The 25,578-nt window shown below is 53.3% G+C and carries 12 protein-coding genes; 6 read left to right on the forward strand and 6 right to left on the reverse strand.

The window, feature by feature from the left end; all coding sequences use genetic code 11:
- Window positions 1-116 precede the first annotated feature (116 nt).
- Entirely contained in the window at window positions 117-11,165 is an 11,049-nt protein-coding gene (locus SIB72_RS12520; RefSeq protein WP_413744073.1) for a cadherin-like domain-containing protein, read from the forward strand.
- 262 nt (window positions 11,166-11,427) lie between these two features.
- Here SIB72_RS12520 and SIB72_RS12525 read toward each other — a convergent pair whose 3' ends face one another.
- From SIB72_RS12525 to lysA, 5 genes are all read right to left on the reverse strand, one after another.
- Entirely contained in the window at window positions 11,428-14,202 is a 2,775-nt protein-coding gene (locus tag SIB72_RS12525; RefSeq protein WP_413744074.1) for a hypothetical protein, read from the reverse strand.
- 446 nt (window positions 14,203-14,648) lie between these two features.
- Window positions 14,649-15,638, reverse strand: coding sequence for a biotin synthase BioB (gene bioB, locus SIB72_RS12530; protein WP_413744075.1), 990 nt, complete (start codon window positions 15,636-15,638; stop codon window positions 14,649-14,651).
- A gap of 20 nt (window positions 15,639-15,658) precedes the next feature.
- On the reverse strand, window positions 15,659-16,456 hold the full coding sequence (locus SIB72_RS12535) for an isoprenyl transferase (RefSeq protein WP_115119692.1): 798 nt from the start codon (window positions 16,454-16,456) through the stop codon (window positions 15,659-15,661).
- The gene (gene cdaA / locus SIB72_RS12540) at window positions 16,453-17,322 is read right to left on the reverse strand and encodes a diadenylate cyclase CdaA (protein ID WP_413744076.1); all 870 of its coding nucleotides are present in this window, start codon (window positions 17,320-17,322) and stop codon (window positions 16,453-16,455) included. The genes SIB72_RS12535 and cdaA overlap by 4 nt, the downstream gene beginning before the upstream one ends.
- Before the next feature lie 21 nt (window positions 17,323-17,343).
- A complete protein-coding gene (gene lysA / locus SIB72_RS12545; RefSeq protein ID WP_413744077.1) occupies window positions 17,344-18,714 on the reverse strand; it encodes a diaminopimelate decarboxylase in 1,371 nt (456 codons plus the stop codon).
- 79 nt (window positions 18,715-18,793) lie between these two features.
- Between lysA and SIB72_RS12550 the strand changes: the two genes are divergently transcribed.
- The 5 genes from SIB72_RS12550 to SIB72_RS12570 all read left to right on the forward strand — a co-directional run bounded on the left by SIB72_RS12550 (window position 18,794) and on the right by SIB72_RS12570 (window position 24,703).
- Complete coding sequence (locus SIB72_RS12550) at window positions 18,794-19,246, forward strand: GNAT family N-acetyltransferase (protein ID WP_413744078.1); 453 nt, start codon at window positions 18,794-18,796, stop codon at window positions 19,244-19,246.
- 202 nt (window positions 19,247-19,448) lie between these two features.
- Window positions 19,449-22,058, forward strand: a complete 2,610-nt coding sequence (locus tag SIB72_RS12555) for an ATP-dependent Clp protease ATP-binding subunit (protein WP_115119698.1) — start codon at window positions 19,449-19,451, stop codon at window positions 22,056-22,058.
- Window positions 22,059-22,065: 7 nt separating this feature from the next.
- Window positions 22,066-23,205, forward strand: coding sequence for an iron-containing alcohol dehydrogenase (locus tag SIB72_RS12560; RefSeq protein WP_115119700.1), 1,140 nt, complete (start codon window positions 22,066-22,068; stop codon window positions 23,203-23,205).
- The gene (locus SIB72_RS12565) at window positions 23,202-24,071 is read left to right on the forward strand and encodes an alpha/beta fold hydrolase (RefSeq protein WP_413744079.1); all 870 of its coding nucleotides are present in this window, start codon (window positions 23,202-23,204) and stop codon (window positions 24,069-24,071) included. Before SIB72_RS12560 ends, SIB72_RS12565 begins: the two co-directional genes overlap by 4 nt.
- Window positions 24,068-24,703, forward strand: coding sequence for a DUF2993 domain-containing protein (locus tag SIB72_RS12570; protein WP_115119704.1), 636 nt, complete (start codon window positions 24,068-24,070; stop codon window positions 24,701-24,703). Before SIB72_RS12565 ends, SIB72_RS12570 begins: the two co-directional genes overlap by 4 nt.
- Window positions 24,704-24,711: 8 nt before the next feature.
- On the opposite strand, the gene SIB72_RS12575 is transcribed toward SIB72_RS12570, so the two are convergent.
- On the reverse strand, window positions 24,712-25,578 hold the full coding sequence (locus tag SIB72_RS12575) for a phosphatidate cytidylyltransferase (protein ID WP_115119742.1): 867 nt from the start codon (window positions 25,576-25,578) through the stop codon (window positions 24,712-24,714).

Consider the following 25,578-nt stretch of genomic DNA (forward strand, 5'->3'; position numbering starts at 1 on the left):
AGATTAACCTAGGTAAAGTCATTGGCGGCCAGGCCGACTTGAGGCAAGCCCAAAAAACCAAGGTGAATCCATAAGGGTCGGTCAGTGGTATCTATAGAGAACATAAAGCGTTAGTTGTGGGTTCGGAAAACCTACGGCCAGGATTTAATCCCGATGGCTCCGTAGCGAAAAACATAACCATCAATGGCACCAACCAAAGCGAGAAGCTTTCTGGTGGCTACGGACACGACACCATTCACGGCAACGCCGGTAACGACACCATCGATGGTCTGGCCGGTTCCGACACCATCCATGGCGGTGACGGCAATGACAACATCACCGGCAACTTTGGTGATGACCGCCTCTATGGCGAAGCCGGTGATGACACCCTCTCTGGCGGGGATGGGAATGATGAGCTTTACGGCGGGGAAGGCAGTGATTATTTATCGGACAACTCGGGATCAAACAAGCTAGATGGTGGAGAAGGAAATGATGAAATATCAGTAAATGCAGGAAGAAGTACCCAAGAGGTCAATGGGGGAAGCGGCAGGGACACAATAAGAGTCAGAGGGAGCATGACCGCAAAAATCAATGGCGGGGGTCATGGGGACAAGATTTGGAGCTTTGGAGTACTTAATTCAGAGATTTATGGGGGGACAGGAAGTGACTATATTGAAAATGATTATTCCACAGATGCAAAGTTATATGGCGATAGCGGCGCAGACAACATAGTCGATTATGGCTCAACCAGTGTATACATCGATGGCGGGGAACATGGCGATTTCCTGAGAGCCTGGAACAACAAAAACGCAAACATAAAGGGAGGAAATGGCAGCGACTCAATAACCTCATACACAACGAGAGCTATAAGAGCTCAAATATCAATCGATGGCGGAGCTGGTGATGACAGAATCCAAATACACAGCCAGAGCGGAGCATCACACTTCGAGGTAAATGGCGGGAGCGGAAATGACAAAATCGAACTGGTAAATAGCAACAGGGCAGCCAATTATTTCAAACTAGCAGGAGGGGAGGGTAACGATATATTTTATGCAAATTTAGTGAGCTTCGTAGGAAGCGAATACGAGATAAGCGGAGGAGATGGATTCGACACACTAAACCTAAGAGGAGAGGAAGCTTACTACGAAATCAAACAACTAAACAAACAAGAGCTATCATTTGAGATCAAGCTAAAGTGGTCAGAAAAGACACACCACCTAAAAGGCATTGAGGCAATTCAGTTCAGCGATCAAGAGATATCGCTAGAGAACTTCAATAGACCGCCGATTCTCAATGGCGCACAAGCCACACTAACCAAAGGCAAAGAAGACACTGCCTACATCATCAAAGAAGCCGATCTACTTCATGGGTTCTCTGATGTGGATGGCGACAAGCTCAAGGTCAAAAACCTAAGTGCTAGCGCCGGCTCACTACACACCAATAACGACGGCACCTGGACCTACTCCCCCGAAGCCAACGACAACGGCACAATCAAACTCGATTACACCGTCAGCGATGGCAATGGCGGTGAACTCAAAGCCAGCAACAGCTTTGGGCTAGAAGCCGTTAATGATGCACCCACCGTTTCGGGCCCTATTGATCTTGGAGCCATCGACGAAGACGGCAGCATCCGCATCACCAAAGAGCAACTACTCAAGAAAAGCTCGGATGTGGATGGTGACGTCCTTTCCATCTCTGACCTGAAAGTCAGTCAAGGTGATGGCACGCTAAAAACTAACAGCGATGGGAGTTGGTCGTTTACTCCATCAAAAGATTGGAATGGTGGAGTTGATCTTGAATATTCAATTACAGACAATGGAAACCAGAAAGGAACAGAATATTCGGCAACAATGGATCTTCTTTCTAGATCCTATTCGATTGCCGCAAGGCATGGGCAGAATTCAAGAGGGATTGCCGCAATAAGGAAGGATGGATCACTAGTAGGCTGGGAAAAACTAAATTCTCTTAAAGCCAAAGAGAAACTCTCAAGTGGCATCAAAAAAGTCTTCTCTTCGAAGAAAGCATTTGCAGCATTAAAGGAAGATGGATCAGTCGTCACTTGGGGAGATCCGTATTCAAGCTTTGAACACGACCCAAAGATGGTCGAACTGCTATCAAGCAACGTAAGCGAAGTTTACTCGTCAAATGGATCTAGCTTTGCAGCATTAAAAACAGATAATTCTGCCATTATTTGGGGAGAGAACGAGGCTTATCGAGACAACACAAAATTTAGCTACATCACTTCAGGAGCAAAAGAAATACATGCCAACCGATATGGATATGCTGTAGTTAAAGAAAATGGACTTGAAGTGATCAATGACGGGAAAGTCACGGGAAGAGAAGAAGGCCAATTTAAACAGATAGTTGCCAGCGATGGTGCATTTGCCTTCATCCGAAAGGACGGCAGTGTGGGATTTATTGGTTCTGTATATTTTGGCCAGAATCACCACGCACGCATAAAACAAAAGCAAGTTTTGAGTGGCCCGAAGGTCACGAGAATCTATGCTTCGGCGAGCTCCTTTGCTCTTCTGAGGGAAGATGGTTCTGTAACAAGGGTGGGGCACCACGCAACTGGAGGGCACGATCATAACGACTCTCAGTTTGAGTCTGAATTAGCAAGAGGAGTCGTCGATATTACTCCATCAAGCACAGGTTTTGCAGCACTAAAAGAAGACGGGTCAGTGTATTCCTGGGGGGGGGATGTTTGCTTATCGAAAGAACAAGCAGTAGAGCTTTCAGGCTCAGTGAAGCAGATATATTCTTCAAATCGTGGCTTTGCGGCACTTAAACAAGATGGCTCTGTAGTCACGTGGGGGCACAGATCTTGGGGACACCGTGACCTAGAAGATGGAGCCAAAGGGATAGAAAAAATATTCCCATCACATTCAGGCTTTTTGGGTCTCAAAAAAGATGGGTCACTAGCCCATTGGGGTCATGTTGGCAACAATGACCTAAGCAGGCTGAAAGAAATCAAAGGAAACATCAAGGAGGTGAAGGGAACAGATAGTGGATGGGCAATATTAACAAATGAGGGGAACATCATAACGGTCGGATCAATTTATTACAATTCCGACAGAAATGGAATAAGCAATGGTGACATAAGTTCGCTTGACATCATAGGAAGTGAGGGAAAAAATCAGTTCAAGACCATCTCAACAAATGCATTCATCAATGTACGTCCGATTAATGACGCCCCTGAAGTAACAGGTGACAAAGCGGCACTTGATCCAGGCCATGAAGATATCTGCTACACATTCAAGGAAAGTGATCTTCTAAAAGGCTGGTCTGATGTCGAAGGTGATGAACTCTCAATCAAAAACCTGAAAGCTTCAGCTGGAAAGCTGACAGATCTTGGTGATGGCAATTGGGCCTTACATACGCCAAAAGACTTTAATGGAAAGATTGAACTCAGCTATTCAGTGGCGGATGTTCATGGAGCCGCGACTAAAACCTCCCAGAACATCAAAATAAAAGCGGTTAATGACGCTCCGATCGTCACGGCTCCTGTTGATCTTGGGGCAATTGATGAAGACGGCAGCATCCGCATCACCAAAGAGCAACTACTCAAGAACAGCTCGGATATCGATGGCGACGCCCTTTCAATCTCCGACCTGAAAGTCAGGAAAGGTGATGGCACGCTAAAAACCAACAGCGATGGAAGTTGGACCTTTAAGCCAAATGCAAACTGGCACGGTGAAATCGAAGTGGAGTATGCCGTTCAGGATTGGAAAACGGTAGACGAACAGAAAACCTTTAATCGGTTTCCAACAACGATCTCTTATGCCGTCTGGGATGACGGTCAGCTGAAGAATGAAACCCGAGAGATCCGTTCCCTACCGTTCAACTTGACGTATGCCGTTAAGGATGGGTCTGGCTTCCGCAATGAAAGCAAGCAATTCAATACCTTCCCCTCAACGCTGAACTACCTCACTATCGATGGTGGTGGAGCATCTGTTAGATCAACGGCACAACTCACGGTTAACTCGATCAACGACGGTCCTGAACTAACAGGTGACAAAGCGGCCTTAGATCCAGGCCATGAAGATATCTGCTACACGATCAAGGAAAGTGAGCTGCTCAAAGGCTGGTCTGATGTCGAAGGCGATGCCATCTCAATCAAAAACCTAAAAGCTTCAACTGGAAAACTAACAGATCTTGGTGATGGAAACTGGGCATTACATACGCCAAAAGATTTCAATGGAACGGTCCAACTCAGCTATTCAGTAGCCGATGTACATGGGGCCGCAACACAAACCACTCACAGCATAGAAATCAACCCTGTGAATGATGCCCCAGAGAGCAAGCCAATTGAACTCAAGATCGAAGCTGAGCATCCTGAGCAGGCAACGGTTTCCCTCGAAAAACTACTCAGTGGCTCTTGGGATGTAGATGGTGATCAGCTCAACGTCAAAAATGTTAGAGGCAGCAAGGGCGAAAGAACAAGCCAGAACAAAGATGGGAGCTGGAATGTAGTCACCAATGGTGATAACGGAGACTACACACTGCTGTTCGATGTCACCGATGGCGAACTAAGCACACAAGCCGAGGCAACAATCAAGGTCAAACACAGGCCGGTCTTCACCACGTTTGACATCGTGACCTCAAGCGTTGAGGCATGGGAAGGCTCACAATCTCGGATTGAAATCCGCAGAAGCGGAAATCTTGTTACTCAACAGGTTGTCAAGCTTCAGATCAACAGTGGGGACATCACCAATCAAGATATTCAACTAGGAACTGCAGTCTTCAAGTCTGGTAGCAGCCAAGCCTTTGTCGATCTAGCGTTCAACAATGATGGACTTTGGGAAGGGATTGAAAAGGGTCAAATCGGCATTAACACAGTTGTAGGTCCTAAAAGTGTAATCTGCAATTGGAAGCAAGGTGATGTTGATATTTGCATCAATGATCCAGACTCATTACATGATGGAACTGGAAACCACCAAAGCGAGAATGATTTCGGTGTAGCTGGAGCCATCCAACAACGCCTGGCGAAAGAAGCCTATGGGGATGGAAAAAATACCCCTGGTGGCTCCAACAGAGAAAGTGCTCGCGTCATTAGCAATGAGGTTATTGATCAAACAACCAAGGAGCTCAACCAACGACAACTCAGTGATTTTGTCTGGGCATGGGGCCAGTTCATTGATCACGATATTGTCAGCACATCATCGGGAAGTGAACGATTTGCAATATCTATCCCGAAGGATGACTTTTTAAGGACGAATAAAGATCTAGAATTTTGTGATCAGCCAAACGAAGTCATCAATGGAGGGATATATTCTGCAGGTAGAGACGCTGTTCCCGCACACCACTTTGCATTCACACGTTCACAAGGTTTCAGCGATTCAAAAGGTGTAAGACAACACAAAAATCAAATCACCTCATTCCTCGATGGATCAGTCGTCTATGGAGCTAGCACGAAAGATGCGAATCAACTCAGAAGCTTTAAAAGTGGAAAGCTCAAAATTGGAAGCGATGGCTTATTGCCTGTCATTAACACAAATAAGGGTGATGGCTTCCTTGCTGGTGATCACAGGGCTGCAGAAAATCCACTACTCAGCTCATTGCAAGCACTATGGGTGCGTGAGCACAACAGAATCTGTGATGAGCTAAGCCACAAAGCACATGGCTTGTCTGATGAAAAGATTTATCAGAAAGCACGCACCAAGGTGATGGGCTTACTGCAGCACATTACCTATGACGAATTTCTTCCGGCATTATTAGGGGAAGATGCCCTAACTGATTACAAGGGATACGACGATAAGGTTAATCCAGGTATCTACAACGAGTTTTCAACTGCGGCTTACCGATTTGGCCACAGCATGATCTCCAACACGATTGCACGTCGTGATCATGATGGCTCTGAGTCAAAAGAAGGCGATATTCAGCTACGAGATGCATTCTTCAATATCCAGATCTTGCAACAGAGTGGTATTGAGACTGTGTTGCGAGGAGCCTCTCTGCAACAAGCACAAGAAGTTGATAGTCAATACACAGATGGACTCCGTAATTTCTTATTTGCTGCGCCACCAGAAGGTAGCAAATGCCCAATGCGGGGAGTGCTGCGCTTTGCCAATGGCGCATTTCCGGCGCTAGACCTTGGCTCTCGCAATGTTCAAAGGGGTCGAGATCATGGCCTCGCTCATTACAACGATATGCGAGAGGCCATGGGCCTCAAACGCGCAAAAAGCTTTGAGGATATTACCTCTGATAAAGAGCTAGCCAAAAAGCTTAGTGATCTCTACAACGGCGATATCAACAACGTTGATCTCTATGTTGCAGGCCTATCTGAAGATCATACAACTGGATCTTCTGTTGGTGAGCTATTTGGCTCGATTATCACCAAGCAATTCCAGGCCATACGCGATGGTGATCGGTTCTGGTATGAAAACAATAAGAACAAGCTTTTCACCACAGAAGAGATTGCTGAGATTAAAACGACCAGCTTGGCTGATGTGATTGAGCGAAACACAGACATTACTGGCCTGCGAAGTAATGTTTTTGTAATAGGGATTAAAGGTACAGATGGAGATGATGTTCTCCAAGGGACAGATTTAGCAGATCATTTCTGCGCTTCCCTTGGCAGCGATGTCATCAAAGGTGGCGAAGGCTTTGACAGTGTTGACTACAAAACGATTGAAGGTCCAGTCACGCTCCGCTTTGACGGCGTACTCAAGGGAAGCAATCTTGTCGATGAGCTTGGCCTCTCTGCCTGGGAAGGTCTTCAGGACCTAGCCAACCAAGGCAACAAGGTGGCCAAAAGGATTTTCTCCTTACACACAAGCTTCTTCGGTCGATCGACCAGCGGATTCTTTGACAATGGTCAGAAGGCAGAAGCCACAATCATGGAGGATGCAGCACAACCAGCCTCAAGTGATATTGGTTTTGATCACCTCAGTGATATTGAATCGATTGAAGCCAAGGAAGGAAGCAGCATTGATGCGCGAGGTGCAACTGAAAGCGTAGAAGTTGATCTCTCCGCCAATACCTTTAAAACCAATTTCTTTGGGCGTGGCCTTGATCTCGCTATCAAAGGCTTTAGCAATGTCTTTGGCTCAAGAAATAAAGACAGCCTAAAAGGCGACAAGAACAACAACATCTTGGTTGGGATGGATGGCAATGACGCCATTGAAGGTGGTGCAGGCAATGATCTACTTCTTGGTGGCCATGGCGATGATGTCATCAAGGGTGATGCAGGAAACGACAAAATCGATGGGGGCAGTGGAATTGATACGGCGGTCTATAGCGGAGACAAGGCTGACTACACAGTCAAACGGACAAAGGGGATCGTCACCATTCAAGATCATCGCCAAAACACTAATGAAGGCACTGATCGGCTTGAAAATGTTGAAAGATTCCAGTTCAACGATGGTGAAATCAAGATTGAGCAGCTCAATAAAGGACCTCAGTTAACAGATGCCAAGGCTCAACTTCAAGATGGCTATAAAAACTGGACATACATTATTAAAGAAGCCGACTTACTGCAGGGCTATACCGATGAAAATGAAGACCTACTCAAAATCAAGAACCTTGAGACTTCAACAGGAAAGCTGAAAGACCTTGGTAATGGATCATGGCAACTCAGTGGTCTTAACCCCAAATTTGAAGGGAAAGTTTTACTGACTTACTTCATCAACGATGGCCATGGCGGTGAGCTCAAAGTATCGCAAGAGTTCAACATCAAGCAAGCCATTCTGGAAGGCACCAATCAAACCGAAGAGCTGAAAGGTACGGGCAAAGATGAATGGATCTATGCCTACAACGGCTTTGACACCATTCGCACAGCTGGCGGTGATGACCGCGCCTATGGCGGCTATGGCAACGACACGATCTACGGCGGCTTTGGCAATGATCAGCTGCATGGCGAGCAGGATGATGACATTCTCAGAGGCGGATCTGGTGATGACGAGCTCTATGGAGGTACTGGCAACGACAACCTCAAAGGTGGTGATGGCGATGACCGCCTAACTGGCGGAGAAGGTGCTGACACCCTTGATGGCGGCAACGGAAGCGATACCTATTTTGTCGATGATGAACGCGACACAATCAAAGACACCGGAACCAGCGGCACCGACACCGTCTACTACCGCTATCTAAGCAATAAGTACGAAATCGGCGAGGGGATTGAGAAGGTCGTCCTGCCTGGATCCGCCATCGCGTCCAGCATCATGGTGATGGGTAATGCCGGCAATAATGACATCACCAGTGGTGATGGTGATGACACCGTCATGGCTGGTGATGGCGATGACACCATCTACACCGGATCTGGAGATGACAAGGTTGAGGCAGGCAACGGCAACGATCTGATCATTGGAGGAGAAGGGGCCGGTGATGACAGCTACGACGGCGGCTCTGGTGTTGACACCATTAAATACACCTCAGCCACTGATGACATCGTTGTTGATCTGAGCAAAGGGATTGCTGGCTCCAAAAATGGTAGCGACAAAGCCGGCATTGGTTCTGACACCCTGACCGGTATTGAGAGTGTGATTGGTAGCTATTACGACGACCTACTAATTGGTGATTCCGCCGACAACATCTTTGAAGCAGAACGTGGCAATGACACTATTAAAGGTGGACGCGGAAATGACATTGCTGTTTATTCAGGCAAGCTCAGTGATTACTCCGTAAAGAGGAATGGCGATGGCACTCTTACCGTCACGGACAAACGGTCTGGATCGAATGAAGGCACTGACACCCTAAGTGGAGTTGAGAAGCTGAAATTTTCAAATCAGATGGTTTCAGCTGCACCTTTTTCAGAATTAATCGAATCCAACGGCAACGTCCATCTCCACAAAGACTCATCCGGCATGGGCTGGGTCAAGCTCGCCGATGGCTCCTTTGATGACATCACAGCAGGCGGGCAACGCAAAGGGGAAAACTCCTATTTCGGCTGGAGCCAACGCGCCGCTGAAACCATTAACGGCGTCAACACTCTCATCTGGACCAACACTGACGGACGCATGTCCGAATGGACTCTCGATTCCAACTGGAATCTCTCCAACTACGCCATCCACTCCAACGGCTCAGAAGGCTTCAGCAACGCTGAACTTGCCTTCAATCAAGATTTCAATAACGACAAACTCATCGGCCGCAACACCACTGCCGTCGAATCCAACGGCAACGTCCATCTCCACAAAGACTCCGCTGGCATGGGTTGGGTCAAGCTCGCCGATGGTTCCTTTGATGACATCACAGCAGGCGGGCAACGCAAAGGAGAAGGCTCCTACCAAGGCTGGAGTCAACGCGCTGCTGAATCCATTAACGGCACCAACAAACTCATTTGGACCCACGTCAGTGGCGCCATGTCCGAATGGACTCTCGATTCCAACTGGAATCTCACCAACTACGCCATCCACTCCAACGGCTCAGAAGGCTTCAGCAACGCTGAACTTGCCTTCAATCAAGATTTCAATAACGACAAACTCATCGGTACCCCGTACACAGCAACAGAAACCCAAGGCTCTTTCCATCTTGTGAAAGATGCCCTCGGTGGCGCCTATGCACGTTCTGGTGCCTCTGGTCCGCTCTCTGCCATCTCCTACCAAGGCAATCAGATGAAAGATGGCTACTTCCCTGGTTGGTCACTCGTCGGGACAGAATCCATCAATGGCACCAACCACGTTGCCTGGCAACACTCCGCTGGTGCTGTCTCTATTTGGAATACAGATGCCAATTGGGCTTACACAGGCATTGCCTTTATTGGCTCTCCCAATTCAGATCAAAGCCTCCAATTCGAATCCTCCTTTAATCAAGACTTTAATAACGACTCCATCATCGGTACCCCGTACACAGCAACAGAAACCCAAGGCTCTTTCCACCTTGTGAAAGATGCCCTCGGTGGCGCCTATGCACGTTCTGGTGCCTCTGGTCCGCTCTCTGCCATCTCCTACCAAGGCAATCAGATGAAAGATGGCTACTTCCCTGGTTGGTCACTCGTCGGGACAGAATCCATCAATGGCACCAACCACGTTGCCTGGAAACACTCCGCTGGTGCTGTCTCTATTTGGAATACAGATGCCAATTGGGCTTACACAGGTATTGCCTTTATTGGCTCTCCCAATTCAGCTCAAAGCCTCCAATTCGAATCCTCCTTTAATCAAGACTTTAATAACGACTCCATCATCGGTACCCCGTACACAGCAACAGAAATCCAAGGCTCTTTCCACCTTGTGAAAGATGCCCTCGGTGGCGCCTATGCACGTTCTGGTGCCTCTGGTCCGCTCTCTGCCATCTCCTACCAAGGCAATCAGATGAAAGATGGATTCTTCGCTGGTTGGTCACTCGTCGGGACAGAATCCATCAATGGCACCAACCACGTTGCCTGGCAACACTCCGCTGGTGCTGTCTCTATTTGGAATACAGATGCCAATTGGGCTTACACAGGTATTGCCTTTATTGGCTCTCCTAATTCAGATCAAAGCCTCCAATTCGAATCCTCCTTTAATCAAGACTTTAATAACGACTCCATCATCGGCACCCCGTACACAGCAACAGAAACCCAAGGCTCTTTCCACCTTGTGAAAGATGCCCTCGGTGGCGCCTATGCACGTTCTGGTGCCTCTGGTCCGCTCTCTGCCATCTCCTACCAAGGCAATCAGATGAAAGATGGCTACTTCCCTGGTTGGTCACTCGTCGGGACAGAATCCATCAATGGCACCAACCACGTTGCTTGGAAACACTCCGCTGGTGCTGTCTCTATTTGGAATACAGATGCCAATTGGGCTTACACAGGTATTGCCTTTATTGGCTCTCCCAATTCAGCTCAAAGCCTCCAATTCGAATCCTCCTTTAATCAAGACTTTAATAACGACTCCATCATCGGTACCCCGTACACAGCAACAGAAATCCAAGGCTCTTTCCACCTTGTGAAAGATGCCCTCGGTGGCGCCTATGCACGTTCTGGTTCCTCTGGTCCGCTCTCTGCCATCTCCTACCAAGGCAATCAGATGAAAGATGGATTCTTCCCTGGTTGGTCACTCATCGGGACAGAATCCATCAATGGCACCAACCACGTTGTCTGGAAACACTCCGCTGGTGCCGTCTCTATTTGGAATACAGATGCCAATTGGGCTTACACAGGTATTGCCTTTATTGGCTCTCCTAATTCAGATCAAAGCCTCCAATTCGAATCCTCCTTTAATCAAGACTTTAATAACGACTCCATCATCGGTATTGATCCACTTACCTAAACAAAGTGTGAATACAAGAAGCAGCCCCGCCCGTCCAGGGGGTTTATTTTCTAGCGTAGTTTACTAAGATCTTGCCGTAGTTTTAGCCCTCAGCAGTACACCCGCTGCACGTCTCCGGATTACTGCTCATGGCTGTGCTGCTGCGAAAGCCGTCGATGAGCTGGAGACGATTCACCGTTGTGATCACACCTGGGCGGCAATGGAATCGCATCAGAAAACCTGCCCCTTTGGAGCAGGTTGCTGCCAGTGATAGGTGATGAAATCAGGCGAGGGGGTCGATGAAGAACTCCTTCTGTGCCCAGATTGGTTGCTCTTGAGGCTCCTGATTCCAGGCCGTGTGATTCATCGAACTTGTGGATGCGGGCATCGCCTGCATGGCCACGTCGACATGCGTTTCACTGGCTTCGGTTACGGAGGTCATAGGCATGTGATCAGCCATGCGGAGCCTTCGCATCGGCACTGGGGAGGTGCTGGCGCCTTCGGAGAAACCAGCAGATGAGCTGCCTGTCAGCTCATCTGTGTCGTCATCGGAATCGCGGGCAGCCTCATCTCCCCTTGGAGTGGGGGGCTCGAACGTCGTGATGGCATTCGTCTTCTGGTCGAAGACGATTCCACCGTCTTCTCTGAGTGAAGCTCCCTGAATGCCGATCGACTCCACGTTCTGCACCTGGAACCAAGTGCGTTGCCCCTGGCCTGATGCCTCACTAGAGGTAATGCGGCCGGTGAGAGCGTCGTATCGAAACTCAAGCCCAGGCTGCTGATGTTCGCCAAGGTTTCTGATCAGCAAGCGGTCGACACCTTTTCCACCATTGATTGTGGTGGTGTGGCTGAAGCGACTGGTATCAGTGTTGTAGCGGGAGGCACGGGCGGCATCGATGGTGACGCCATCATGGAAATCACTCCCGATCACAGTGCTGCCAATGCCTGTTCGCAGCTGGTAGGGGGCAGCATCCTTGCTGTTATCGGAGCGCATCGCCTGAGCGGCTCCTGAAAGATCGAGATGAGAGCCACCTTCGGCATCAATGGTTTCCACATTGAGGAGACGGCTATTGATGCTTCGCTCAGCGGTCAAGGCCTGCTGATTGCTGACCTGCATATAACTCTCACCGCTCTTTGAAACATGACCGGCGGTGAGTCGGATCGGCTGATTCAGCCCGAGGTAAGACACGGTGTCGATTCCAGTGCCGCCATCAATGTGGTCGTCACCGACACCGGGGGAAGCAGTGTCATTACCGGCGCCGAGCAAGATGGTGTTGGAGCCACGATCTCCGATCACGATGTCGTTACCACTGTGTGTTTCCGTTCTGGTCGTCACTTCGAAACTGGATTGCCGATGCAGCTTGATCCGGTCCCAGGCTGGGCCTGCGTAATAACCAGCGCTTGTGGTTTTCTGAACCTGCCAACGCCCCGTATTGGAAAGGAAGACCTCTCCTTGGCTGTTGACCTTTTTGAGGGTCGCGATGTAGCCGCTGGGGTCCTTCCCGGCTTCATTTCTCATGAGGCTGGTCAGCTCTGAACTAAGAACCCAACGAGAAAATTCTTTGGCAGAGTTTGTGCCCTTAGCATGCTTTTTGAGGGAATATGGATTATACGAGAAGCTCACAATGTCGCGATTATCAGTTTGACTGATATAACTGATCTGAGCGCCCATACCCGCTGGCAAGAAATAGAAGGAGTCTTGGTGCGTGAAGTTAAAGTTGTCATAAACACTGACAGTTCGCTCTTGAAGAGTGTTGATTGGATTGAATTCAAGCTTGGTAGGCAGAGAGGCCTTGAAGTCGTCGTGCTCAGCATCAATCGCTTTTTTCTTGGCGAGCTCGTTCTCAATGCGTGCCGTCTCATTCGAATGATGAAACAGCGCCCCGATCCCGATGGCTGCAGCGGCACCTGCGATGCCACCACCAATGAGTGTTGCTTTCCCTGCGGAGGAGGCCCACATTGCAGTTGCCTTGTTAATAATTGGATCTGCCTTCGCCAGGAGTGCTTTCCCACCCTCTGTCCCTGCATACAAACTCGCCCCCTTTTGAATTGCAGTCGTCCCCATCATTTTGGACAACTCACTACCAAAGAAGGAGGTACGCGAATCTCTAATTTCCTGCTCACTTTTGGTGCGATATGTATAGCTTGCGTGCTTGCGAATTGCGCCTAAAAGCTGTTGATCGTTGCTCGCAGATGGCGTAACCAAATTGGCCTCACCATTTTCAATCTTTTGATATAGCGCGTAACCTTTATTAGCATCAAGCTTAAAGATGTCCCCCTTCAGATTTAGCCTGGTCGAATCCACAAGAATTGAAGAAGACTCGATGACCTGAGCCGGGGACAACTCAGGCGCAGCCGCTCCTCGCTCAAACTGTGCGTTGATCAAATTTTCAGGCGTATTACCAGGTTGAAGCCTGATCTGCTTGTAGTAAGGGGTAGCAGCAACTTTTGAGTAGTAGCTATTAGTAATTTCAATAGTATTGCCCTGCTGCTTATCGACATAAATAAGCTCGCCATTCCTCGAGGTTGCTTCATTCCCCAAGAAGTGAACATTTTCAAGCTTGATCTTCGAAGCCGTTGAGCTATGCACGCTATGAACGACCCCAGCGCTAGAGGCATTATTCTGAAAAACACTATTTCGCCATTCAACATTGGCGCCACTTAGTCGCACCTTGCCATCATAGAAAGGCTCGCTATCGGCCTCAAAGTTAATAACGTTGAGGCTATTAACTTTAATATTTAGCGGATGCGATGGAGCCTTGTATTTATAGAATACAGCAGAAACAGCGTTCACTTGAGATTTGCCTCCATCCAGTGTTACATTTTTCGCACCCTCTCCTTCATTAATACTCCAGGTTCCCCATCTGAAATAAAGATCCTTCTTGAGCTGGATGGTTTCAGAGGCTTTTTCTGTCTGAAAGATGATGTTGATGTGATGACCTTGCAGGGCCAGTTGATGCCCTTGCTTGATTACATCGCGCAGAGACCCCTTCACGGGGTTGCTTGGACTTCCATTGTCTTTGAAGTTAGTGACAACGAGGGTTTTAGTTGTGGACATGAGTGAATTGCGTAGACACCTCCAAGATCCGCACTGTTCTGGTGACATCTACTGACCGCTTCTGGTGGGGGTAACGCGGCTCCCTGGTGAAGTTCTGGTGAATCAAAGCTTCGTCGCTATGCCATGCCGCTGTATGGCCAGTTCTTGATGCAAGACACGATTCACGCGATCCGTATCCTTTGCAGCAATCAAGCCACGGGGGCATCCGATTCACTCCACCAGAGGGCTGGCCGACGCGTTCAGCGCACCCCTTGAAGACAGTTCCTGACACTGCCCGTGCTCGCCCTCCGAGTGCCCACCATGGAGCGAGATCAACCCGCAAGCGTCCTCCGCCGAACGCTCATAACCGCTCAGTTCCTACTGATCGCTTGACCCCCCTCGCAGCGACACCCCCTCTTGGCATGAGGAAACACCGAGAGCATGCCTAGGGCAAGCTTGCTCAGCCCTTAATTGCATGCATGCGTTTCTGGTTGCGCTTGCCAGCTGGCCTGCACACCGGCAGCCGCCAGCAGCGCCTTATCCGCTTCCACAGCAGGGTTGCCGGTGGTGAGCAGGGTCTCTCCATAGAAAATCGAATCAGCGCCAGCCTGAAGGCAGAGAATCTGGGCTTCCTGACTGAGCTGCTCGCGGCCAGCACTGAGCCGCACGCGGCTGTGGGGCATCAGGATTCTGGCCGTGGCCACCATCCGCACCAGCTCAAGAGGCTCCACAGGTGTCTGCGCCTCCAACGGGGTTCCCTCCACAGCCACCAACGCGTTGATGGGCACGCTCTCGGGATGGGGATTAATCGTGGCCAACACCTGCAGCATTGAGGCACGATCACGGTCGCTTTCACCCATACCGATGATCCCTCCGCAGCAGAGGGTCACCCCAGCCCTGCGCACCCGCTGCAGTGTTTCCAAGCGCTCCTCATAGGTGCGGGTGGTAATGATCCGGTCGTAGTGCTCAGGGCTGGTGTCGAGATTGTGGTTGTAAGCCGTTAGGCCGGCTTCGGCCAGACGCATGGCCTGGGCATCAGTGAGCATGCCGGCGGTGACGCAGGCTTCAAGCCCCATCTCGCGCACACCACGCACCATCGACAGCATCGCCTCAAAGGGGGCGCCATCACGAATTTCGCGCCAGGCCCAGCCCATGCAGAAGCGGTCAGCACCCGCCTGCTTGGCGGCACGGGCCCTTGCCAGCACAGGCTCCACCTCCAATTCAGGCTGGCCCGTCACATCACTGCTGTTGTGCATGGACTGGGGGCAATAGGCACAGTCCTCCTCACAGCCGCCGGTCTTGACGCTGAGCAAGGACGCCAACTGCACGCGATAACCGGGATTGGCCTGCCGGTGCACCTGCTGCGCCCGCCAGAGCAGATCCATCAGCGGCGCATCAAGAATGGCCTGGATTTCTGCGATGCTCCAGTCGTGGCGCAAGGTAAACGAATCCGTCATCAACGCCGATCTGCTGTTGTTCAGGATCCCAGAGCGTCGGCCCTTAGTGCTTCAAGGCCTCCGAAACGACGCTTGCGACCCTGGTAATCCACTAAGGCCGCCATCAGAGCATCCCGGTTGAAATCAGGCCAGAAAACGTCAGTGACGTGAATTTCGGCATAGGCCAGCTGCCAGAGCAAGAAATTGCTGATGCGTCGTTCACCACTGGTTCGGATTAAGAGGTCTGGGTCCTGCTCTCCTGCGGTGTACAACTCAGCAGCCAGAGTGTTCTCGTCGATCGTGGCTGGATCTAATTCCCCGCGTGCTGCCCGAGAAGCCAAGGCCTGAGCGGCCAAAACCAGTTCGCGCCGACCGCCGTAATTGGTGCAGACATTGAAGTGAATGCCGGTGTTAGCTGCCGTGCGTGCGGTGGCGTCAGCAATCAGGTCTTGCAGCTTCTCGGGAAGCGCTTGAAGGTCACCGAGAAAGCGAATCCGCACCTGTTCTGCTTCGAGGCCCTGCAGTTCCCGCTGGAGCACACGCTCAAACAACGTCATCAGGAAATTGACTTCATCTCCAGGGCGAGACCAGTTCTCAGTGGAAAAGGCATAGGCGGTCAGGGCCTTAACCCCCCAGTCGCTGCAAAGACGCAATGTCGACTTCAGCGCCTCAACTCCGGCACGGTGTCCCATCACCCTGGGGAGCCCACGGGCTTGGGCCCAGCGCCCATTGCCATCCATGATCACCGCGACATGGGCAGGCAGACAGGTGGGGTCGAGCTCAGCCGGACAAACCTTGCCGATCGAATCGTTAGAAGCAGAAGCCAGACGACGGCTCACGAAACGATGTCCTGATTGGCAACGGACACGCTACGCCCAGATGCCCCAGATGAAGCAGCGGTGGGTGCTGACACCGCTGGTGTGACGCCCATCAACTCGGTGAGCAACCCCTGGAGACGGCTACTTGTGATCGGTCGTTCCAACCGACCATGATTGGCCAAAGAGAGGGTTCCGGTCTCCTCAGACACGACAACACAGATGCATCGATCGAATCGCTCGGTGATTCCGAGTGCGGCCAAATGACGCGTGCCATAGCGACTATGGCCCTGCCGAGACAGAGGCAGGATCACACCGGCGGCCACAATCCGGTTTCCCTTCACCACCACAGCACCATCGTGGAGAGGGGTATCGGATGCGAACAGATTGAGGATCAGTTCACTACTGAGTTGCGCATCAATCGTCACGCCTGGATTGAGGAAATCTTCCGGACGCAGATCACTGCCAAGATCCACAACGATTAAAGCTCCGCGCCGGCTCTGGGAGAGGCGACCAGCCGCGTCGGTGAGCTGGACGACAGTGCCGGCCTTCACCCGCAATTTGCTGGCGGGATTGGCGAGAAGGACATCCAGACGCCACGTGCCCAACAGCTCCATCAGCCGGCGTAGTTCCCCTTGCCAGAGAATCGCCAGGGACAGTGAACAAGCCAGGACCAAGGCCTCGATCAGGGCTGCGGTGAGGGGGAGGAGAGGGGTATCAGAGACGAGAAGCACCCCTTTGAACACCCAAGCCAAGGCCACCAGCAGGAGGTAGCCGCGCAACAACCAAAGCGAACGCTGCTCACTGATGCGAGAGAAGAGCAGAAAGCCGAGGGCAGAAGCAAGAAGAACATCAAGCAGGCGCGGGTCAAACCAATCCGGCCAGCTCACTCCTTCACCCCGATGGTGCTCTTAGCCTACCGACACCCTCGGATTGAGGCGAGTGGGCAGATTGTCGTAGCGCAAAAGATCCTCCGACGATTCCCTTCGCTGAATCACATCGGCGATGCCGTCATGGACGAGCACTGCAGCAGGACGGGGAATACGGTTGTAGTTGGAGCTCATCGAAGCGTTGTAGGCGCCGGTGGCCAGCACCACAAGCACGTCGCCACTGACGCTGGGGGGGAGGGGCAAATCTTTGAGCAACACGTCGCCAGATTCACAATGCTTGCCGGCCAGGGTGATTGATTCGGTGGCCTCCGCCTGGGGGCGATCCGCCAGGAAGGCTGTATAGAGAGACTGATACGTGATCGGCCTAGGGTTGTCGCTCATGCCGCCATCTACGGAGATGTAGGTGCGTACTCCCGGCACCTCCTTACGAGAGCCGAGCTTGTAGAGGGTGACACCTGAGCTCGCCACCAACGATCGACCCGGCTCACAGAGGAGACGGGGTAGGGCAAGGTCACGCTCACGGCAGGCCTTCACCACAGCCTCAGCCACAACCTGAATCCAGGCATCAATCGTCGGGGGGTCGTCTGACTGCACATAACGGATGCCCAGTCCACCGCCGACATTGAGGTCTCGAATGGGATGACCCAGCTCAAGAGCAAGCTGCAGGGCATCCGCCATCACTGCCGCAAGATCACGATGGGGATTCAACTCAAAAATCTGAGAGCCGATGTGGGCATGCAAACCGGTGACGCATGCCCAGGCACAGGTCTTGAGCCGACGCAGCACTGGCTCAAGCTGATCCGGATCAAAGCCGAACTTGCTATCGAGATGCCCGGTTCGGATGTACTCGTGGGTATGGCATTCGATCCCTGGAGTGAAACGCAGCATCAGCTGCGCGGGGGGGGAACCAGCCGGGATCAGCGCCTCCAATCGGTCGAGATCGTGCTGGTTGTCCGCCACGATCGTGACTCCGCTCCGGTAGGCCAGCAGAAGTTCGTCATCGGATTTGTTATTGCCGTGCAGCACGATCCGCTCAGCGGGCATGCCCCCCTGAAGGGCGGTAAGCAGCTCGCCGGCAGAGACAGCATCCAGCCCAAGGCCCTCCGAAGCAGCGATTGCCGTCATCGCCAAGGAGCTGTTGGCTTTGGATGCATACACAGCCAAGGATGGGCCAGGGTAATGACGTTCAAGGGCGGTGCGATACGCGCAACACGCGGCCCGAATCCCCTCTTCATCAAGCACATACAGAGGTGTTCCATACCGCTGAGCCAGGTCGCTGAGGCGACAGCCACCCACCGTCATGCAGCCCTGGTCATCAATCCTGGCAGTCACCGGGGCCAGGTTGCGATTTGGACTGAGCGGATCACAGCCGGACTCGAAAGGTTGGGGCATGGAGCTCAGACATGGGCAGGCTTGAAGGTCAATGTAGGAAGCGACGCGATCAATCCCACAACGAGCTGGACGCCGCGCCATGTCTATGGAGTTGAACGCTGCACCCTTTGCGTTGGGGCCTGAGGATCTGGAGGCTTGCCTACTGCTCGATAGCGAGGCCCTGGATGGACTGTGGACAGAACGCCAGTGGCAACGTGAACTGGAATCCAGTGATCGCCTCTGTCTCGGCATCCGGGCAGGGGGGCGGCTAGCGGCCCTCGCCTGCGGTTGGCTGGTGGTGGATGAACTACAGATCACCGCCTTGGCCGTGACACCCAGCCAACGCAAACGTGGGTTGGGAAGAACTGTTCTCAGTGCTTTGCTTGATCAGGCACGCAGGGCCGGTGCAGTCAGTGCAACGCTGGAGGTCGCCAGCTGCAACTTGGCAGCTCTGGCGCTTTATCAACGCTGCGGCTTCTTGAGCTGCGGAAGCCGTCGCGGCTACTACAGCGACGGACGTGATGCCCTGATTCAGTGGAGAAGTCTGACCTGAAAGGCACGCGGCAAGTGACCGCTGATTTTCGGTGCGGATAACCGGCCTGAGCGATAGAAATCGCCGTCAATTTGAATGGCTTGATTAATACTTTTGCCTGAGCCAACCCCGCTACCAGCAAGGGATGTGGTCAAGCGAAGCCATTTGCCACAATCCTGCTCCGGTCCTGATAAGTTAGTTCTATCTACTTCCGGCCTGGACGATGTTCGAGCGGTTTACCGAGAAGGCCATCAAGGTGATCATGCTGGCCCAAGAGGAGGCCCGCCGCCTGGGGCACAATTTTGTTGGAACAGAGCAAATTCTGCTCGGCCTGATTGGTGAAGGCACTGGTGTTGCCGCCAAGGTGCTCAAGTCAATGGGCGTCAATCTCAAGGATGCCCGGGTCGAAGTCGAGAAAATCATCGGTCGCGGTTCCGGCTTTGTGGCCGTTGAGATCCCCTTCACACCCAGAGCGAAGCGGGTCCTTGAGCTGTCACTCGAAGAAGCACGTCAGCTGGGCCACAACTACATCGGTACCGAGCATCTGCTGCTTGGCCTGATTCGAGAAGGTGAGGGTGTCGCGGCAAGGGTGCTCGAAAATCTTGGTGTCGACCTCGCCAAGGTGCGCACTCAGGTCATCCGCATGCTCGGCGAAACCGCCGAAGTGGGTGCTGGGACGGGCAGCAGTGGCAGTAAAGGTTCGACAAAAACTCCAACTCTTGATGAATTCGGCAGCAACCTCACCCAATTAGCTGGAGAGGGCAAGCTTGACCCTGTCGTTGGTCGTCAGAATGAAATTGACCGGGTGATTCAAATCCTGGGCCGTCGCACCAAAAACAATCCTGTGTTGATTGGCGAGCCCGGCGTAGGCAAGACAGCCATCGCAGAAGGATTAGCCCAACGGATTCAACAGGGCGACATTCCTGACATTCTTGAAGAGAAACGTGTTCTCACTCTCGATATTGGCTTGCTGGTGGCCGGCACCAAATATCGCGGCGAGTTCGAAGAGCGTCTCAAAAAGATCATGGAGGAGATCAAGTCTGCCGGGAACGTGATCCTGGTGATCGATGAGGTTCACACCCTGATTGGCGCCGGTGCCGCCGAGGGGGCGATCGATGCTGCCAACATCCTCAAACCGGCTCTGGCCCGAGGTGAACTGCAATGCATCGGTGCCACCACACTGGATGAATACCGCAAGCACATTGAACGGGATGCTGCCCTGGAACGACGCTTCCAGCCTGTGAATGTGGGAGAGCCTTCGATCGAAGACACGATCGAGATCTTGCGCGGCCTGCGGGAGCGATATGAACAACATCACCGTCTGAAGATCACAGATGAAGCCCTGGAGGCAGCCGCCACGTTGGGCGACCGGTACATCTCCGACCGTTTCCTTCCCGACAAGGCCATCGACTTGATCGATGAAGCTGGAAGCCGTGTACGCCTGCTCAATTCCAAGCTGCCCCCCGCAGCCAAAGAGGTGGACAAGGAACTCCGCGCTGTGCAAAAGGACAAAGAACAAGCGGTGCGTGAACAGGATTTCACCCGTGCCGGTGAACTGAGAGATAAGGAAGTTGAACTGCGCGAACAGATCCGCAGCCTGCTGCAAACCAACCGCGATGCAGCGGAGAACGTCAGCAGTGAAGGCGAACCCTCTGGCACAGCCGTAGAGACCTCAGCGAGCACGACTGGTGTTGTGACGGCAGAGCCACTCGCCCCGGTCGACAGCACTGAAGCTCAGGCAACGGAACTGACCACCCCAGTGGTGGATGAGGAGGATATTGCCCAAATCGTGGCGTCCTGGACCGGTGTCCCTGTGCAGAAACTCACCGAAAGTGAATCGGTGAAGCTGCTCAACATGGAGGACACACTCCACAAGCGTCTGATCGGCCAAGACGAAGCCGTCAAAGCGGTGTCGAAAGCGATCCGTCGGGCCCGGGTAGGCCTCAAAAATCCCAATCGCCCCATTGCAAGTTTCATTTTCTCCGGACCCACGGGGGTCGGAAAAACTGAACTCACCAAGGCGCTGGCCACCTACTTCTTTGGCAGCGAGGAGGCAATGATCCGCCTCGACATGTCCGAATTCATGGAGCGCCACACCGTTAGCAAGCTGATTGGATCCCCTCCTGGCTACGTCGGATTCAACGAAGGTGGACAACTCACTGAGGCCGTGCGTCGCCGGCCTTACACCGTTGTTCTCTTCGATGAAATCGAGAAAGCCCATCCTGACGTGTTCAACCTGCTGCTGCAGCTTCTGGAAGACGGCCGACTGACCGATTCCAAAGGCCGCACAGTCGATTTCAAGAACACGCTTGTGATCATGACGTCGAACATCGGTTCGAAAGTGATTGAGAAAGGCGGCGGCGGTCTTGGCTTCGAGTTCTCAGGTGAAAACGCCGAAGAGAACCAGTACAACCGCATCCGCTCACTGGTGAATGAAGAACTCAAGCAGTACTTCCGTCCCGAATTCCTCAACCGTCTCGACGAGATCATCGTCTTCCGTCAGCTCAACCGTGAAGAGGTGAAGCAGATCGCCGAAATTATGCTGCGGGAGGTGTTCTCACGCATTGGCGAAAAAGGCATCACGCTCACGGTGTCCGACGCCTTCAAGGAACGTCTCGTTGAGGAGGGCTTCAACCCCGCCTATGGAGCCCGTCCCCTACGCCGTGCTGTGATGCGCCTTCTGGAAGACAGCCTTGCCGAAGAGGTGCTTTCTGGACGCATCAAGGATGGAGACTGCGTCGAAGTCGATGTCGATGCCGACAAGAAGGTGGTCGTGCGTCACCGCAATGCAGCAACACCAGTCACCCCTGAACTGGCCAGCGCCGGCCTCTGAGCCAACGATGCAGCTCCAACCATCAGCCTGCTCCATGCAGGCCATCGCTCCTGCCCAGGTGATCCGCGGACAATCCGCCTGGCAGGAAGGTTTGCCGCTGATTTCTGATCTCTGCAAGCATCCGGCCCTGCTCGGTCGCAGTCAAGCCACACAACATCTGCGCCAAGAACTCAATCTTGATTTGCGCTCGCAGGGGCTTGAGCCGGTCGAGTTGACCCTCGAACACGACTGCTGCGAAGAGGATCTGAAGCAGCTTCAGGAGCAGCTCACGATCAATCGCTGCGACGCGGTGATCGCAGCAGGAGGAGGCAAAGTTCTCGACGCCGGCAAGCTTCTGGCCGATCGCCTCGGCATCGTCTGTATCACCGTGCCGCTGAGCGCTGCCACCTGTGCCGGTTGGACCGCCCTTGCCAATCTCTATTCCAGAGAGGGAGCCTTCCGCGGCGATGTCAGCCTTCATCGCTGCCCGGATCTACTCATTTTTGACCACAACCTGGTGCGACAGGCCCCGAGCCGAACCCTTGCTAGCGGGGTCGCCGATGCCCTGGCCAAGTGGTATGAGGCCTCTGTTAGCAGTGGGTCCAGCAGTGACGGCATGATCCAACAGGCGGTACAGATGGCCAGAGTGCTGCGCGATCAGCTGCTACTGGATGCCGAGGACGCCCTCAAGAACCCTGGAAGTGAGGCATGGGTCCGTGTCGCCGAAGCCTGCGCCCTCACCGCTGGTCTGATCGGCGGTCTAGGTGGAGCCCAATGCCGCACGGTTGCTGCCCACGCTGTCCATAACGGTCTCACCCAACTGATGGCCTGTCATGGCGTGCTCCACGGCGAAAAGGTGGGCTTCGGAATCCTGGTGCAACTTCGTCTGGAGGAACGCTTGGGCGGTAATCAACTCGCAGCCCAAGCGCGAAGACAGTTGCTGCCGCTCCTCCAAACGCTTCAGCTTCCGGTCACTCTGAAGGATCTCGGGCTCGGCAAGGCTGGTCTGGACCAACTGCAAGCGGCCTGTTGCTTTGCCTGCCGACCCGGATCGGACCTCCACCACCTGCCCTTCACTGTCAGCGACAGCGACTTGCTCGAGGCCTTGGTGAGCATGGAAACTGAAGCCCACGACACGCATCGTCAGCCAATGGAGAGTCAGGCTTGAGCAACCGGCAGCTTCTCAAAGACGCCGCCACCACATTGCTAGATCCCCAGGCTCGAGCACTGCTGGACGGTTTGGAGTGGTGGGAGCTAAGAGGTCCGATCCCCGATCAGTATCCAGTGGTGCGACTCGGCAGCGGCATGCCGGTTCTGCTCCTGCATGGATTTGACAGCAGCCATCTTGAATTCCGGCGTCTGGTGCCCCTGCTGCGCGATCGCTACAGCCTGATCATTCCCGATCTCTATGGCTTTGGCTTCTGCCCGAGGCACGACCACGCAGCCGTTGGACCAGAAGAGGTGCTCGACCATCTGGGCCATCTGCTCGAAAAGCTTCCCAGCAGTGACCCGATCGGCATCATCGGCGCCTCGATGGGAGGAGCAGTCGCGATGGAACTGGCGCGACGCCATCCTGAGCGGATTGGCCGATTGCTCCTGCTCTCTCCTGCAGGCCTAGACGGAACACCAAGGCCATTGCCACCTGGTCTTGATCAACTCGGAGTGTGGTTCCTTGGCCGCCAGGGAGTCCGTAAGGGGCTATGCCGTCAGGCCTTCGCCGACCCCGCCAGCAGTGTTGGCGCTCCGGAAGTGCAGATCGCTTCCCTTCACCTCCAGGTGCCCGGCTGGGGGCGTTCCTTAGCGGCATTCGCCCGTAGTGGTGGCTTCGCCGGTTGTGGTCAGCCGCTACCTTCCCAGCCGCTGCATGTGCTCTGGGGCCAGCAGGATCGCATCTTGAGAGCACCACAAAAGCAGGCGGCGCAAGAGCTGCTGGGGACACGGCTTGAAGAGGTTGCAGCCTGTGGACATCTGCCCCATCTCGATCAAGCTGAATTGGTGGCCCAGCGCTGGAACGTGATGGAACAGTCAGCATGAGCGAAAAGGCTTCCAGCTCAGGGCCCATCCTGCAGTTTCTGGCCAATGGCCTGAACCTATGGATCCGCAGCCAGTGTGACGAGGTCGGGGATCTCAATCTGTTGCTCAACGGGTCCGCTCTTCAGCTGCTGAAGGGCAAGTTGAACGGCGTAGAACTGGAAGGGCGTCTGGTGACCTTTCAGGGGCTTCCGATCCATCACGCTGAACTACGGAGCGGACCACTGAGCCTCAACCTCAACCCCGCCCAACCCGGTCAAATCCTCCAACTGAAACACGATTTTCAGCTGACGGGTGCCGTGACCATGCGCGGCGTTGATCTCAACCGTGCCTTGCTCACCGAACGCTGGCGCTGGCTTGGGGACTGGCTCGCGGAGCAGTTAATGGGGCTCTCCACCCTGGGCGGCCTGGAGATCGACAATGACATCCTGGTGCTCACCGCCCCGGTTAGCAATGCGGGGGAAGTGGTGAGCAAGCGCTTTCGGCTCGATGCCGCCAACGGCACAGTGCGCATCTGCAGGATTGAGGCGGAAGGAGAGGTGCTACTGCCGATGGATCAAAAGATCACGATCGAAGCGGCAGATCTCAAAGCAGGCCAGCTTCACCTCAATGGCGGGGCCACCGTCACACCCTGAACATGGCCTTATCCGTAAGGCAACTGCGGTAACAACAACGTGACCGCGTAGTACACCACGGCGGGCGTGAACAGATAGCTATCGATCCGATCAAGGATGCCGCCATGACCCGGTAGAGCATCGCCTGAATCCTTCAGCCCAGCATCTCGTTTCATCATCGACTCAGTGAGATCACCCACTAGGGCGAACAACGCCACAAGCGCACCAAGCAAGCCACCGGAGAAGACAGCCCATGGCCAGTGCATCCAGAGGGCAAAGGTGATGCCCACAGCCACTGCTGCCAGCATCCCGCCAAGAGCTCCTTCCACTGTTTTGCCAGGCGAAATCGGAGACAGGGGCAGCCGACCAAAGCGCCGACCGATCAAATAGGACCCGATGTCGCTAGCAACGATCATCAAGCAGGCCATCAGGGTGATGACAAGACCGGCTGACAACCAGGCAGGACCATGAGGAAGGAGCTCAGGGCTACCGAGCTGACGCAAACGAAGCCAGTGACTGGGCAGGTATCCCAGATAGAACAGGCCGAAGATCGATGCCGCGATGTCGGCAATCGAACCGGTGACCGGCTGCAACAACAACCAACCGCAGATCGCAGCGCCTGATAGCGGCAGCACGGCTGACGCCAGATGGGAGGGCAGGCCGCCGGTGAGATCCCACTGGGTGCTGATCAGCAGCAGCTGACAGGCCACCAAAGTGGTTTTGGTGGCAGGCCGAATGCCCGTGCACTGAGCCATGCGGAAGAATTCCAGCAAGCCAAGATGCACGATCACGCCAAGGGCCACGGTGAACCACCAGCCGCCAAGGCCTACAACCACCAATCCGAACAGGCCGGCTGCAAGACCGCTGACCAGGCGCTGCCGGGAAACGCTCTGCAT

Source organism: Synechococcus sp. MIT S9451 (assembly GCF_047304725.1).
Lineage (GTDB): Bacteria > Cyanobacteriota > Cyanobacteriia > PCC-6307 > Cyanobiaceae > Synechococcus_C.

Bases quoted from the DNA above. Each gene is read 5' to 3' on its own strand.
- SIB72_RS12555 (WP_115119698.1), top strand. From the start codon at position 19,449: ATGTTCGAGCGGTTTACCGAGAAGGCCATCAAGGTGATCATGCTGGCC.
- SIB72_RS12560 (WP_115119700.1), top strand. From the start codon at position 22,066: ATGCAGCTCCAACCATCAGCCTGCTCCATGCAGGCCATCGCTCCTGCC.
- SIB72_RS12550 (WP_413744078.1), top strand. From the start codon at position 18,794: ATGTCTATGGAGTTGAACGCTGCACCCTTTGCGTTGGGGCCTGAGGAT.
- SIB72_RS12525 (WP_413744074.1), bottom strand. From the start codon at position 14,202: ATGTCCACAACTAAAACCCTCGTTGTCACTAACTTCAAAGACAATGGA.
- SIB72_RS12570 (WP_115119704.1), top strand. From the start codon at position 24,068: ATGAGCGAAAAGGCTTCCAGCTCAGGGCCCATCCTGCAGTTTCTGGCC.
- lysA (WP_413744077.1), bottom strand. From the start codon at position 18,714: ATGCCCCAACCTTTCGAGTCCGGCTGTGATCCGCTCAGTCCAAATCGC.
- bioB (WP_413744075.1), bottom strand. From the start codon at position 15,638: ATGACGGATTCGTTTACCTTGCGCCACGACTGGAGCATCGCAGAAATC.
- SIB72_RS12575 (WP_115119742.1), bottom strand. From the start codon at position 25,578: ATGCAGAGCGTTTCCCGGCAGCGCCTGGTCAGCGGTCTTGCAGCCGGC.